Below are 12,999 nucleotides of genomic sequence, written 5' to 3' on the forward strand. Positions count from 1 at the left end.
GGGGCCCCGGCCGGGCGTGTATCCCCGCTCGCCGGGCCGTGGCTCCCTACCGTCCTGCGCATGCGGAAACCGATCCCGGAGGGCGGGCCCGAGCGGGTGGTGGCGCTCGCCGACGGCGTGTTCGCCATCGCCATCACCCTGCTCGTGCTGGACCTCTCCGTGCCACGCGACCTCGACTCCGCGCAGTACGAGGAGGCGTTGTACGAACTGCTGCCCGACCTCGGGGCCTACGCGCTCAGCGTGGTGGTGCTGGGCGGCTTCTGGCGCGACCACCGCAGGATCTTCCGCACGGTCCGGCAGGTCGACGGCCACCTCATCTCCCTGTCCCTGCTCGGGCTGGGCCTCGCCGCCCTGCTGCCCTTCCCCACCCGGCTGGTCTCCGACTACGGCGGGGAGCCGGCCTCGCCCGCGATCTACGGCGCGGCGGTCGCCGCCCTCGGCGCCACCCACCTCGCCATGGCCGTCCTGGTGGCCAGGCGACCCTGGCTGCGCGGCGACGAGCCGAAGGACGTCGGCACCGGGCGCGACCTGCTCGACTCCGCCGTGACGGTGATCGTCTTCCTTCTCACCGTCCCGCTGGCCGCGCTGATCGGGCCGGGCGCGATGCTGTGGTGGCTGGTCCTGATCCCGGCCAAGGTCGGGATCAGCCGGGCGTCCCGGCGGGCCCGCTGACCGCCGCGGATCAGCCGGGCGCGTCGACGGCCACCCAGGCGCCGCTCGCGGCGGACCGTGCCATCGCGTCCAGGACGACGGCACTGCGCACGGCGTCCCGGAGCGTGGCCCCGTACGGGGTGCCCTCGGTGATCGAGCGCAGGAAGCGGTACGCCTCGATGACCTTCAGGTCGTCGTAGCCCATGGCGTTGGCGGCGCCCGGCTGGAAGGCGGCGAACTCGCCCTGGCCAGGGCCGACGTACACCGTGCTCACCGGCTGGTCCTGGTAAGCGGTGCCCCGCCCGACGGCCAGCTCGTTCATGCGCCGGAAGTCCCAGAACACCGCGCCCTTGGTGCCGTGCACCTCGAACCCGTAGTTGTTCTGCTCGCCGACCGAGACCCGGCAGGCCTCCAGGACGCCCCGGGCGCCGGAGGCGAAGCGCAGCAGGCAGTTCACGTAGTCCTCGTTCTCGACCGGGCCGAGTTCGCCTCCCGTGGCGCGGGAGTGGCCGGCGGTGGCGCCGCTGGGGCGGGCGCGTTCCGGGACGAAGATCGCGGTGTCGGCGGTCAGCGACGCGATGTCGCCGAGCAGGAAGCAGGCCAGGTCGGCCCCGTGCGAGGCCAGGTCGCCCAGCACTCCGCTGCCGCCGCGCTCCCGCTCGTACCGCCAGGTCAGTGCGCCCTCGGGATGCGCCGCGTAGTCGCTGAACAGACGGAACCGGGCATGGGTGACGGTCCCGAGCTCACCGGCGGCGATGAGCTCGCGGGCGGTCTCCACGGCGGGCGCGTTGCGGTAGTTGAAGCCGACCGCGCCCTGCAGCCCGGCCCCGGCCACCGCGTCGGCGACCGCGCGGGCGTCGCCGGCCGTGAGGCCGACCGGCTTCTCGATCCAGATGTGCTTGCCGGCCTCGGCCATCGCCACGCCGATCTCGCGGTGCAGGAAGTTGGGCGCGGTGACGCTGACCGCCCGCACGCGCGGGTCGGCGGCCACCTCGCGCCAGTCGCGGGTCGCCGACGCGAACCCGAACTGCCCGGCGGCCTGCTCCGCCCGGCCCGGCACCTCCTCGGCGACGGTCACCAGCTGCGGACGCAGGGCGAGGTGCGGATAGTGGTGCGGCAGGCGGGCGTAGGCCTGGGTGTGCACGCGGCCCATCCAGCCGAACCCGACGACGGCGACACCGAGCGTGCTCACCATGACAGCACCCCCTATTGGACCGGTCCATTCCCGTCGAGCCCCACGATCAGTGGCCTCTCGCCCCGCTGTCAACCCCTTTGACAACCCGGTGCGGCCCGTGGAACGGTCCAGGACATGCGAAGACCGCCGACCATCCGCGACGTGGCGGAGCACGCCGGTGTCTCCAAGTCGCTGGTCTCCCTGGTGCTGCGCGGCTCGGACCAGGTCCGCCCGGAGAAGCGCGAGGCGGTGCTGCGCGCCGTGCGCGAGCTGGGCTACCGGCCGAACGCCGCCGCCCGCACCCTCAGCGAACGGCGCAGCCGCACCGTCGGCGTGCTCCTGAACGACCTGCGCAACCCTTGGTTCGTGGACCTGCTCGACGGCCTGAACTCCCTGCTGCACACGGCCGGTCTGCACATGCTGCTCGCCGACGCCCGTCTCAGCCGGCGTACCGGTCACGACCTGACCGGACCCTTCCTGGACCTCGGGACCGACGGCCTGGTCGTCGTCGGCACCCTGCCCGACCCGGCCGCGCTCGGTACGGTCGCCGCCCGGATCCCGGTCGTCGTGGCGGGCGCCCGCGAACCGGTGCCGCCCGGCGTCGACGTCGTGGCCGGCGACGACGAGCAGGGCACGCGGCTGGTCACCGAGCACCTCATCGGGCTCGGGCACCGGCGCATCGCGCATCTCGCCGGATACGGTGCGGTCGGCGTGCTGCGCCGGCGCAGCTTCGAGGCGGCCATGCGCGCGCACGGCCTCGCCGGGTACGCCGTGGTCGAACCCTGCGACCAGACCGAGGAGGGCGGCCACCGTGCCGCCGTCCGGCTGCTCGCCCGCCCGGACCGGCCGACCGCCGTCCTCGCCGTCAACGACATCGCCGCCGTCGGCGCCCTGTCGGCGGCCGAGGATCTGGGCCTGAGCGTGCCGGGGGACCTCTCCGTCACCGGCTACGACAACACCAGCATCTCCCGGCTGCGGCATCTGTGGCTGACCACCGTCGACCACGCGGGGCACGAGGTCGGCCGCCGTGCCGCCCGCTGCCTGCTGGACCGGCTGGAGGCGCCCGGGGGAGAGGGACGGCTCCAGCTGGCGGTGCCGACCCTGGAGATCCGCGGCACCACCGCCGCCGTCAAAGGTTGATCGCGTACGCCTTGCGCAGCGTCTCGTGCACCGTCCAGGTCGTGCGGTCGCCCGCCCGCAGTACCGCCATGTCGCCCGGGCCGACCCGCAGCGTGGGACCGTCCGCCACCTCGATCGTCGCCGACCCGCTGACCACCACGAACAGCTCGTCGGCCTCGGTGTCGGTCACGACGCCGGGTGTGATCTGCCAGATGCCACGGACCTGTCGTCCGTCCGCCGACTCCCAGACCACCTTCCCCGTCACCTCGGGCGTCCCGGAGACGATCTGCGCCGGGTCGAGCGGCTCCGGTTCGAGCTCGGCGTCGGGGATGTGCAGAGCGAAGCTGTGGTTCATGCCAGGACCCTAACCAGCGCGAACGCCCACCCGGTGCCGACAAGCTGTGCGGTATCCGCACCCGCCGGCGGACACTTCGTCGCGACGGCGGGACGAGCCGGCGACACGCACCGGCCCCGCCGGGGCGCTCACCGCCGTACGAGCATGCCGAGCGCGTTGGCCGCCACGACGGCGCCGATCCCCGCCCATTCCGCCGGGCCCAGCCCCTGATCGAGGACCACCTGTCCGGCCACCGCCGCGAGCACCGGATTGACGCTCATGAACAGGCCGAACGTCTGGGCGGGGACCCGGCGCAGGGTGAACACGTCCGCCAGGTAGGGCACCGCGGACGCGAGCAGCCCGGCCGCCACGGCGCACGCCCGGGCCTGCGGTGTCGGCGGGCTGCGGACCGCCAGCACCACGCCCACGGGCAGGAACAGCAGTGCGGACACCCCGGCCGCCGCCGCGGGCCCCTGCGCCCCGGGCTGCCACCGGCCGACGGTGCGGTTCAGCAGGATGTACGACGCCCAGCAGCCGGCCGCCGGCAGGCCGAAGCCCATTCCGGCGTAGTCCGCCGACGGCTGAGGACGCATCAGGACCCCCACGCCCGCCGCCGCGATCAGCGTGCAGCAGGCGTCCAGCGGGCGCCGGGCCGCGCCCAGTGCGACGGCCAGCGGACCGGGGAACTCCAGGGTCACGGCGAGCCCCAGCCCGACCCGGTCGACGGCGGTGTACAGGCTGAGGTTCATGGTGCCGAAGACCACCGCGAGCAGCAGCACCGGCCACCACTCGTGCCAGGTGAACTCCCTTGTGCGCGGCCTGCCCACGGCGAGCAGCACGGCGGCGGCCAGGTACTGGCGCACCACCACGACACCGACGAGTCCGACCACCGGGAAGGCGAGCGCGCCGACGGCCGCGCCGAGCTGGTTGGACAGTCCGCTGCCGGCCATGGCGACGATCCCGGCCGGCCGGCCGTCCCGGAGCCGGCTCGCGGGGGCGGGGACGCGCGGGCGGGAGCAGTTCGCATGCGCCGATCGTGGGCCCGGGCCGGTGGTTGCGCAACATGAATGAACCGCACGCCCTGGGCGTGAGGATGCTGCGGCGTACCTCCCGCGAAGTGACACCGACGGCCACCGGGCTGCGGGTGGTGGCACACGCCCGGCGCGTGCTCGCCGAGGTCGACGGCGTGGTCGGCGAGGCCGCCTCGGGGCACGACCGGCTGCGGATCGGCTACGTCTGGGCGGCCCTGGGCCGGCACACGCTGCCCTTCCAGCGACGCTGGAGCGCCGCCCGTCGGGACACCGAACTGCACCTGGTGCGGGCCAACTCGCCCACGGCCGGGCTGCGGGAGGGCAGCTGCGATCTCGCGGTGGTGCGGTGGGCGGTGGACGAACGGCGCTTCGACTCCGCCATCGTGGGACTGGAGCGGCGGTTGTGCGCGCCGGCCGCCGACGACCCGCTGGCCCGCAGCCGCTCCGTGCGGCTCGCGGAGCTGGCCGGGCGCAGGCTGCTGATCGACCGCCGTACCGGCACCACCACCCCGAGCTGTGGCCGCCCGACGCGCGGCCGGAGACCGGCGAGACCCACGGCGTCGACGACTGGCTCACCGTGACCGCCACGGGCCGGTGCGTCGGCGTCACCGCGGAGTCCACCGCCCACCAGTACCGGCGTCCCGGCGTCGTCTACCGGCCGGTCCGGGACGCCGAACCCGTCGCCGTACGTGTGGCCTGGTGGCGTGACGACCCGCACCCGGCCGCCCAGGCGGTGATCGAACTGCTCTCGGGCCTGTACCGGACCTGATCCCGCGCGCCCACCGGCAGTGGCGCCCGTGGTGGGGGAGGCCCGGCGCATGAACGAGCCCCCGCGTCGTATGGGGTAGGGTTTACCTGCGTGTTCACCCGGAGATCCGGGTGCCGACGCACCGGGACGTGGCGCAGCTTGGTAGCGCACTTGACTGGGGGTCAAGGGGTCGCAGGTTCAAATCCTGTCGTCCCGACGGTGCGGAGAGGGCCTTCGCCGGTGGGAGCCGGCGAAGGCCCTCTTGGCGTTCACGCGGCGCGCCTGCCGCGCAGCAGCCGCCACAGCACCCAGGCCTGGGCCAGGCCTCCGGCGGCCAGCAGCACGACGTGGGCCGCCGGTGAGGCGGGTATCGCGACCAGGGGAATGGACACGGGCAGGGTCAGGGCGATGAGCCAGATCCCGCCGAAGCCGGGGTCGCCCACCGCGACCAGCGTGCCCAGCCAGGCGGCGACGCCGACGACGAGTGTGGCGTAGCCCCCGGCCAGCAGCAGGGCGGTGTCTCCGCGGGTGTACAGACCGGCGGTCTGCCGGGGCGAACGCATGGGGTCTCCTCGGGTACGGGACTGTGTCCCCACCCGGGTACCCCCTCCCGGGTGCCCTGAGGCACCCGTGCCCCTGCTCGAACGGGGCTGGGCGCGTCCGCGCCCGGCATGGCGTGGTCGGAGCCCGTCACCCTCCCCCGAAGGTGACGGACCCCGACCGCTCCCCCGGTGCCGGACTGTGGTCCAGGCGTCCGTGTGGCGTGGGGAGTTGCGGTCACCAGCACATGACCGCCGTCTCGCCCGGACCCCAGGAGGAGTACAGGCGCACACGGACGAAGTAGCGGCGGCCCTTGACGAGCCGGGCCCGCACAGTGGCGTTTCCGGAGGTGCCCCCGTCGTCCTGTCCGGCGAGGTAGCGGGGTTCGCCGTCCCGCTCCTCGAAGACCACGACGACGGTGTCGCTGTCGCCGAAGGTGCCCACGGTGTACGTGCGGGTCTCCGGCGGCTCGACGGTGAAGTCGGCCTGCTCGCCCGGCCCCAGACCGAGCGGCGCCGAACGGAACGGCACCAGCGCGGGCGGCCCGGACGGGCCGGCCGGCGGGTACCAGCGCAGGACGAACTCCTTGTCGAGGGCGGAGAGCGTGCCGGGCGGGTTCAGCCCCGCCCGGAACTGCTCGGGCTCCAGGATCAGCCCCGACGGGAACGCGTACTCCATGATCGAGTGCGGGTCCCAGACGGAGCCGTTGACCTCGTCCGGATCGAGCTTGCGCAAGATGTTGTGGAAGGTACGGTCGCGGTTCCAGAAGTTCGGCGGGCCCGCCAGCTCGTCGTAGACGGCCTCGTCGTCCCAGTGGATGCCGGCGAACGGGCTCTGGTGCTCGTGCAGCATCCCGAGCGCGTGCCCGATCTCGTGCAGGGCCGTCCCACGCTCCCCGGGCCCGGTCAGGTCCCAGCCGAAGTTCATCGTGCGTTCGTGCAGGCCGGCCCGGAGCGCGTCCCTGCCCACCGCCGACCACGAGCCGCCGCCCAGCTGGAAGCCGATCCGCAGTTCGGCCTCCGTCCGGTCGTCGACCTCGGCGAAGGTGACGCCGATGCCCAGGCCCTGCCACTGCGCCAGGCACTCGCGGACGACGTCCTGCTGTTCCTTTGCGCCGCCCCACGACACCCGCCGCGTCTCCGCGGTCCCCGGCACGGGGATCACGGAGCCGTCGCCGTCGCCGGCGAAGAAGCAGTAATGCAGCACGGTGCCGTTGACCCACATCCGGCTGCCCCCTGCGAGCGCACCGAGCCGCTCGGCGGTCAGCCCCGGTATGAACATGGGGGCCGACGCCTGCGCGAGGGAGCAGTAGCGTCCGGGCATGCGCACAGCCTGCCGTCGGGCTCACCCCGGGCGCCTGAGTCGGGGGCTACTCAAGTCGCCCTGTATCAGGACTGAGTAGGGACGCTCCTGTTCATGTGACGACTTACGAACAGGACGCGAAGACCCTGGAACTGCCCTGGCCCCTCACCGGCCGGGAGGACGAACTGGAGCTCGTGCGCCGCTCGCTGACCGCCGGCCGGCCTGGCATCGTGGTCACCGGCCCCGCCGGGTGCGGCAGGACCCGCCTGGCCACCGAGGCCGTCCGGGGTGCCGACTGCTCCAGGGTGGCCGGGACGCCCGAGACCCGGGACATCCCCTTCGCCGCGTTCGCCCATCTGCTGCCCGAGCAAGTCACGCTGCACCGTGCGGTGCAGCTGCTCTCCGGCACCCGGCTGTTGCTGGTGGACGACGCGCACCTGCTCGACGACGCCTCCGCCGCCCTGGTCCACCAGCTCGCCGTGCACGGGCGCACCCGCCTGCTGGTCGTCGTCACCGAGAGCGCACCGGTGCCCGCGGCGGTGTCCCGGCTGTGGACCGGGGAACTGCTGCCCCGGCTCGCCCTGGAACCGCTGCCCGCGCGGGAGGCGGCGCAGTTGATCACCGCGGGCGCGGGCGGCCCGGTGGAGCCGCTCACCGTGAACCGCCTGCACCGGCTGTGCCGCGGTGACCTGCGGCTCCTGCGTGACCTGGTCGGCGCCCTCCGCGACGGCGGCCTGCTCACTCGCGTCGAGGGCACGGACGAGCGGGCGTGGCGCGGGCCGGTGCCGGTCACCGCGACCGTGCTCGCCCGGATCGCCCCCGCCCTGGAGCGCACCGCCCCCGACGAGCGCGAGACCCTGGACCGCCTCGCCTTCGCCGAACCGCTCCCGCTGCCCATGGAGACCCTCGACCTCGGCATCCTCGAACAGCTCGAACACGACGCCCTGATCCACATCGACGACGACGGCGCCGTCCGGCTCGCCCACCCCCTCCTCGGCCCCACACTGCGCGCCACGGCCGGCAGCCTGCGCACCCGGCGCCTGGCGGGCACGCCGGACCGGTGCGCCGCCGCCCTCGCCGCGGAACAGGCCACGCTGCTGCGGCACATCGAGCAGTGCGACGTACGGCCGCAGGCCGCGCCCGTGGGGGAGTGGCTCGTGGCCGAGGGGGCCACCGTGCCCGCCGGGTACGCCGCCGTGCGGGCCCGCCTCGCGCGGCTGCGCGGAGAGCTGCGGGAGGCCGGGGCGTGGGCCAGGGAAGGGCTGCGCGGTACGGCCGGGGATGCCGCCTGCCGTGCCGAACTCGCCCTGGCCGCGGCGCAGTCGGGCGAGTTGACCGACGGTGGGGAGGCCGCCGGGAGCGGAGCCGTGGCCGTCTGGACCGCGGCGGCGCGCGGCGACCTGGACCGGGCGCTGGCGGCGGCCGGCGCGGACAGTGCCTACGACGGGGTACGTCTCGGTGCGCCGGAGCACGCCGCCGGCCGCCTGCACGGTGTCTTCGCCGAGCACGCCGACGCGCTCGCCCGCGGCGACGGGCCGGCCCTGGACCGGGCGGCGCGGCGGCTGGAGGAGCGCGGCTTCCTGCTGTTCGCCGCCGAGGCGCACGCGCAGGCGGTACGGGCGCACCGCGACCCACGTGCCGCCCGCACCTCACGCAGCCGGGCGGCCGCCCTCGCCCGGCGGTGTCAGGGCGCCCGCACCCCCGCCCTGTCCGGCTTCGCCCTCGGCGAACTCACGGCCCGCCAGCGCCAGATCGTCACCCTGGCGGCGGCCGGCCTCAGCAACCGCCAGATCGCCGAGCAGCTGACCCTCTCCGTCCGCACGGTCGGAAACCACCTCTACAGCGCCTACGCCCGCCTCGGCACCGGAGACCGCGCGGCCCTGCCCTGGCTGGTGGAACTGCCGGACGCGCGGCCCGCGTAGACGCGGGGACGCCGTGTCACGCGGCCCCGAACGCCGTGAACGCCCACCCCGTCGCCTGGTGGACCGCGTCGGCCGGCAGCGCGGCGCGGGCGTCACGGAGGGCCTCCGCCAGGGAGAGGCCGGTGGCGAGGCCCTTGTGGAGGGCGAGCATCAGGGGGACCACGGCGGCGTCGTTGACGGGCGCGCTGCTCGCGACGACGCCCGCCGTGCCCAGCGGAAGCAGCGCGGTGACCAGGCCGAGGAGTTCGTCGGCGCCGACCGTGGCGAGGCGGGCGGTGTCGCAGCTGGAGAGGATGATGCGGTACGGGCTGCGGTCCAGGCGTTCGAAGTCGTGCACGATGAGCGGCCCGTCGGCCATCCGCAGCGCGGAGAACAGCGGGCTGTCCGCGCGGAACGTGCCGTGCGCGGCGATGTGCGCGAGGGCCGCTCCGTCGAGTTCCTCAAGGACCCGCGGGACGCGGGCCTCGTCGTGCTCCAGGACGGTCGGCCTGCCGTACCCGTCCGCGACCTCGGGCACCTCCGCACCCCCCGTGGCGAGTCCGGGCCCCCGCACCAGGACGTGCCGCCCGCCCGGTGGCGGCTCGGTCTCCCGCGCCCGCAGCCAGCTGCCGGCCGACGGCGACACGCTGAGCACCCGCTCCCGCAGCGACGGCAGCAGCGCCCACGGCACCCGGTGCAGCCGGGCAGGCGGCACCACCACGACCGGCCCGGGCCCCAGGAGCGCGGCCGCCGGCCCGAGCAGCAGCTCCTCCAGCCGCCGCCCCGCCGCCTCCACCACCGGCAGCCGCCCCTCGGCGCCCGGGTGGGCGAGCCGCCGCAGCCCGGCCTGCACGTGCTCGGCCTCCGCCTCCGCCTCCGCGAGCAGCCCCGCCTCGTACCGCCGCACCCGCCCCTGACCGCACAGCAGTACCTGCACGCGCCCGTCGAGCACAGCGAGTTCCACCAGCCGCGTCCCGCCCAGCCGCGCCAGCAGCCGCCCCACGTCGAACAGGTCACCGTCACCCGGCGACTCACCCCGCATGTGCAGGGTCCGCGAGCGCACCTCCCGCTCCAGGCGCCGCTGTTCACGCTCCAGCGCCGGCACCGGCCGCCCCTCCATGCGGGCGGCCTCCGCGCGGGCGGCGATCTCCCGGAACGCGGTCAGCGAGCGCACCAGGGCGGGGTCGGCGGGCGGCCGGGTGGGCGGCGCGGAAAGCACCGTGGCCCGCCAGCGCTCGCTCCACACCAGCAGCCGCCGCGGGCCCCCTCCGGTGAGACTGGCCTGCTGGGCCAGCGCGGCCAGCTCCGCGCCCTGCTCGGTGGCGCGTGCCCGCAACTCCGAGGCACCGAGCGTCATCCGGTGGTCGTCCAGCACGTCCAGCCCGCGTCGGCAGGCCTCCAGCACCCCGCGGCTCGAACCGGCGGCACGCGCGCGCAGGGCCTGTGCCGCCCAGCCCGTCATGCGTGCGTGCGGCGGACCCGTGTGCCTGCTGCGGGCGGCGACCGCGAGGTGCCGTTCCGCGTCCGTGCGCCAGCCCAGGCCCAGCGCGATCCGGCCCGCGAGCAGCGACGCCTCGGGTGCCGCCGGCGCCCCGAAGGCGGCCAGCCGGTCCGCCACCGCGGCCGCGTCCGCGACCAGCCGGCCGGAACGGCGCCCGGCGGCCACCCGGGCGTCGATCAGCACCAGCCGGGCGTGTGTCTCCCACCAGGTGCGCCGCTGCGCCGCGAACAGCCGCACCGCGAGCGCCGCCCGGGCGATCGCGGTGTGCGGATCGCCGGCCAGCCGGGCCGCGCGGGCGGCGACGAGCAGCAGCTCCGCCTTGCGCGTCGACTGCCCGCCGATGCCGTCCAGCACCCCTGTCGCCGCGTCCGCCTCGGCCAGCGCCTCCTTGGCCAGTCCGGCCGCCATCAGGACCTCGCAGCGCCGGATGTCGAGCATGAAGGAGGGCGTGCCGAGCTTGGCGTAGCGCTCCTGCGCCTCGTCCAGCAGCCGCAGCGCCGCCGGGATGTCACCGGAACGGAACGCGGCCAGCCCCCGGCTCTCCACCGCGTCGGCCTTGTCGTGCTCCTGCCCCGTGGTGTCCCACAACCTCTCGGCCGCCGTGAAGTCCGCGTCGGCGCGCTCCACCGAGCCCAGCGCCAGATGCACGGTCGCCCGCAACGTCAGCGCCCGCGCCGTCCAGATCACGTCGTCCGCCTGGCGCAGCACGGGAATCGCCCGGCGAACGTCCTCCAGCGCCTCCCGGTGGTGCCCCAGCACCCACCACACGTAGGCCCGGCGGTACAGCACCCGCGCGCGCGTGTGACCCGAACCGCGCAGCACGCCCCGCTCGAACGCGGCCAGGCCCTGCCGGGTGCGGCCCGCGTGCACCAGCGCCACGCCGAGCGTGGCGAGGACGTCCGCCTCCCGCTCGGCCGACTCGGCGCGCGCCGCCAGATCGCGGGCGCGGCGCAGATGGTCCAGGGCGATCCGCAGATCGCCGAAGTCCCGCTGCCAGATGCCGATCACCTGATGGGCGACGGAGGCGTGCAACGGCGGCGGGTCGGTGCCGAGCACCCGTTCCGCCCCCGCCAGCGCGTCGTTCGGAGCGGCGAACACCATCGGCAGCAGTTCGAGAACCGTGTCGCTTCCCGCTGTCACCCCTCGGATGGTAGTGGCCCCGGAACCATGTCACACGGGTTTGTCTCTGTATCAATCAGCGGCTCGTCCGCTCTAGTTGTCGACGCAACGCTCCAGTGGGAGGACCCGCCATGGCACCACAGCGATTCCGCGAGCAGTTCGACCAGATCCAGCGGTCGATGCCGGACGTCCCCCTGGCGATGGGACCGGACGACTCCGCCGAGTTCATGTACGAGAGGGGTGTCGTCCTCGCCCGGGACGGCGAGGAGGCCCGCATGGTGGAGGACACCGTACGCGCGCACTTCACCGAGACCGCAGGCCTCGTCGGGGAGAGCGTGCGCCGGGCGAGCCCCGAGACCAACCGCTCCGGAATCACCCGTATCCAGGTCGGCGACCCCGGGCAGGGCGACCGCCGCGGCGACCGTGACGTGGCGGGCGCCCTGCGCGCGCTGCGCACCGCGGAGGGTCGCGCGGGCCGCCGGCTGGTCAGCCGCAACCACGTGGTGCACATCGCGGTCAACGCCTGCCCCGGCGACGAGCCCGTGCCCGCCCAGCCCACCGAGCAGCCCAACCCTGCGCCGGCCGAGGGACTCCACGACCCGGACACCGCGGTCGGCGTGCTGGTGATCGACACCGGCCTGATGCAGGACCACCGGGCGTACCCGCTGCTGGCCCGCGCCCAGGGCGACCTCCAGATCCAGGAGTGCGACGACGACGGCGTGCTCCAGCAGTACGTCGGGCACGGCACGTTCATCGGCGGACTCGTCGCCGCCGTCGCGCCCAACACCGACCTCACCGTGCGCAACACCCTGAACGACGCGGGCGCCATCCTGGAGTCCGAGTTCGGCGACAAGCTCTTCGAGGCCGTCGACGGCGGCTGGCCCGACATCATCAGCCTCTCCGCCGGCACCTCCAACGGCCGCACCGACGGCCTGCTCGGCGTCCAGGCCTTCATGGAGGAACTGCGCACCCGGGACACCCTGCTCGTCGCCGCCGCCGGCAACAACGGCAGCGCCACCCCCTTCTGGCCCGCGGCCTACGCCGACCTGCCCGAGTACGCGAGCTCCGTGCTGTCGGTCGGAGCGCTGCGCAGCGACGGCGAGTTCGGCGCCTGCTTCAGCAACCACGGCGCCTGGGTGAAGGTCTACGCCCCCGGGGAGCGCCTCACCAGCGCCCTGACCGGCTTCGCCAAGCCCGTCCCGTACGTCTACCAGCACTCCACGTACGAGTCCTGCCGCTACGGCTTCAGCTACGCCTGCACCTGCCAGTCCCCCCGGCACACCGGCGTGCTCAGCGGCGGGCAGGCCGGCCAGGGCGAGCCGGACCAGGTGATGTTCGCGGGGCTCGCGAACTGGAGCGGCACCTCCTTCGCCACCCCCGTGGTGGCCGGGCTGATCGCCTCGCACATGGTCGCCCACAAGGAGACCGACCCGCGTGCCGCCCGGCAGCAACTGCTCGCGGGCAACACCGAGTTCGCGGAGGTGCGCGGCGCCATCGTACCGGCCCTGCTTCCGCCGACCTGGCGCCCCGGTCCGGCCGGTACGTCCGGTGCCGCGGCATGAGTGTCCTGACGGTCCCC

The 12,999-nt window shown here is 74.9% G+C and carries 10 protein-coding genes, 1 tRNA gene and 1 pseudogene; 6 read left to right on the forward strand and 6 right to left on the reverse strand.

The genetic code is table 11. The features are described 5' to 3' along the window. Positions 1-60: 60 nt before the first annotated feature. On the forward strand, positions 61-672 hold the full coding sequence (locus tag ACIHCM_RS07890; protein WP_399890829.1) for a TMEM175 family protein: 612 nt from the start codon (positions 61-63) through the stop codon (positions 670-672). A 10-nt stretch (positions 673-682) separates the two neighbouring features. On the opposite strand, the gene ACIHCM_RS07895 is transcribed toward ACIHCM_RS07890, so the two are convergent. Further along, the gene (locus ACIHCM_RS07895; protein ID WP_399890832.1) at positions 683-1,846 is read right to left on the reverse strand and encodes a Gfo/Idh/MocA family protein; all 1,164 of its coding nucleotides are present in this window, start codon (positions 1,844-1,846) and stop codon (positions 683-685) included. Positions 1,847-1,960: 114 nt separating this feature from the next. Here ACIHCM_RS07895 and ACIHCM_RS07900 point away from each other — a divergent pair, with 114 nt between their 5' ends. Then, a complete protein-coding gene (locus ACIHCM_RS07900; protein WP_399890835.1) occupies positions 1,961-2,965 on the forward strand; it encodes a LacI family DNA-binding transcriptional regulator in 1,005 nt (334 codons plus the stop codon). Here the strand turns inward: ACIHCM_RS07900 and ACIHCM_RS07905 are convergent. After that, positions 2,955-3,299: a cupin domain-containing protein gene (locus ACIHCM_RS07905; RefSeq protein WP_399890837.1), complete on the reverse strand. Its 345-nt coding sequence runs from the start codon at positions 3,297-3,299 to the stop codon at positions 2,955-2,957. The genes ACIHCM_RS07900 and ACIHCM_RS07905 overlap by 11 nt on opposite strands. 128 nt (positions 3,300-3,427) lie before the next feature. Next, positions 3,428-4,228 (reverse strand): EamA family transporter, encoded by an 801-nt coding sequence (locus tag ACIHCM_RS07910; protein ID WP_399890840.1) that lies wholly within the window; start codon positions 4,226-4,228, stop codon positions 3,428-3,430. A 128-nt stretch (positions 4,229-4,356) separates the two neighbouring features. Here ACIHCM_RS07910 and ACIHCM_RS07915 point away from each other — a divergent pair. After that, positions 4,357-5,078: pseudogene (locus tag ACIHCM_RS07915) on the forward strand (LysR substrate-binding domain-containing protein); the annotation flags it as partial. Positions 5,079-5,200: 122 nt separating this feature from the next. Next, positions 5,201-5,274: transfer RNA gene (locus ACIHCM_RS07920), tRNA-Pro, on the forward strand. Positions 5,275-5,326: 52 nt separating this feature from the next. Here the strand turns inward: ACIHCM_RS07920 and ACIHCM_RS07925 are convergent. Continuing rightward, on the reverse strand, positions 5,327-5,620 hold the full coding sequence (locus tag ACIHCM_RS07925) for an SCO4225 family membrane protein (RefSeq protein ID WP_399890843.1): 294 nt from the start codon (positions 5,618-5,620) through the stop codon (positions 5,327-5,329). A gap of 214 nt (positions 5,621-5,834) precedes the next feature. Then, positions 5,835-6,920, reverse strand: coding sequence for a M12 family metallopeptidase (locus ACIHCM_RS07930; protein ID WP_399890846.1), 1,086 nt, complete (start codon positions 6,918-6,920; stop codon positions 5,835-5,837). Between the two features lie 95 nt (positions 6,921-7,015). Here ACIHCM_RS07930 and ACIHCM_RS07935 point away from each other — a divergent pair, with 95 nt between their 5' ends. After that, positions 7,016-8,821 carry a LuxR C-terminal-related transcriptional regulator gene (locus ACIHCM_RS07935; protein WP_399890849.1) on the forward strand — a complete coding sequence of 602 codons (1,806 nt, stop codon included), beginning with the start codon at positions 7,016-7,018 and terminating at the stop codon, positions 8,819-8,821. 16 nt (positions 8,822-8,837) lie between these two features. Here ACIHCM_RS07935 and ACIHCM_RS07940 read toward each other — a convergent pair whose 3' ends face one another. Then, positions 8,838-11,441 (reverse strand): CHAT domain-containing protein, encoded by a 2,604-nt coding sequence (locus ACIHCM_RS07940; RefSeq protein WP_399890852.1) that lies wholly within the window; start codon positions 11,439-11,441, stop codon positions 8,838-8,840. A 110-nt stretch (positions 11,442-11,551) separates the two neighbouring features. Here ACIHCM_RS07940 and ACIHCM_RS07945 point away from each other — a divergent pair, with 110 nt between their 5' ends. Next, a complete protein-coding gene (locus ACIHCM_RS07945) occupies positions 11,552-12,982 on the forward strand; it encodes a S8/S53 family peptidase (protein ID WP_399890855.1) in 1,431 nt (476 codons plus the stop codon). Positions 12,983-12,999 lie beyond the last annotated feature (17 nt).

Source organism: Streptomyces sp. NPDC052023 (genome assembly GCF_044548465.1).
GTDB lineage: Bacteria > Actinomycetota > Actinomycetes > Streptomycetales > Streptomycetaceae > Streptomyces.

Coding starts and splice junctions, on each gene's coding strand:
- ACIHCM_RS07910 (WP_399890840.1), bottom strand. CDS start 4,228: ATGGCCGGCAGCGGACTGTCCAACCAGCTCGGCGCGGCCGTCGGCGCG.
- ACIHCM_RS07895 (WP_399890832.1), bottom strand. CDS start 1,846: ATGGTGAGCACGCTCGGTGTCGCCGTCGTCGGGTTCGGCTGGATGGGC.
- ACIHCM_RS07890 (WP_399890829.1), top strand. CDS start 61: ATGCGGAAACCGATCCCGGAGGGCGGGCCCGAGCGGGTGGTGGCGCTC.
- ACIHCM_RS07925 (WP_399890843.1), bottom strand. CDS start 5,620: ATGCGTTCGCCCCGGCAGACCGCCGGTCTGTACACCCGCGGAGACACC.
- ACIHCM_RS07900 (WP_399890835.1), top strand. CDS start 1,961: ATGCGAAGACCGCCGACCATCCGCGACGTGGCGGAGCACGCCGGTGTC.
- ACIHCM_RS07930 (WP_399890846.1), bottom strand. CDS start 6,920: ATGCCCGGACGCTACTGCTCCCTCGCGCAGGCGTCGGCCCCCATGTTC.
- ACIHCM_RS07945 (WP_399890855.1), top strand. CDS start 11,552: ATGGCACCACAGCGATTCCGCGAGCAGTTCGACCAGATCCAGCGGTCG.
- ACIHCM_RS07905 (WP_399890837.1), bottom strand. CDS start 3,299: ATGAACCACAGCTTCGCTCTGCACATCCCCGACGCCGAGCTCGAACCG.